1 pseudogene is annotated in these 214 nt (G+C 70.1%); it reads left to right on the forward strand.

Going from position 1 to position 214, the window contains the following annotated elements:
• A pseudogene (locus tag MTBSS4_RS05205) lies at positions 1–214 on the forward strand (hypothetical protein); the annotation flags it as partial.

The raw sequence follows: 214 nt of genomic DNA on the forward strand, positions 1-214 counted from the left end.
CAGGTCCACGGCTTCATACGGACCCATCTGAGCCGCCTGAACGGCGGGTTTGGCGTGTCGCTCCGCCGCGCTCCGGCCTATTCGTCGGTACGGTTCATCCTGCACGGTCTCGCTGCCGATGAGCTGGAGCGGGTGTTCCGCGACCATGCCGCCCGCCTTGCCGATGTCCCGGTCGAGGGTGCGAGCCTTCCCTGCGCCCGACTCGGCCCCCGCC

The organism is Magnetospirillum sp. SS-4, assembly GCF_902729425.1.
Classification (GTDB): Bacteria; Pseudomonadota; Alphaproteobacteria; order Rhodospirillales; family Magnetospirillaceae; genus Phaeospirillum.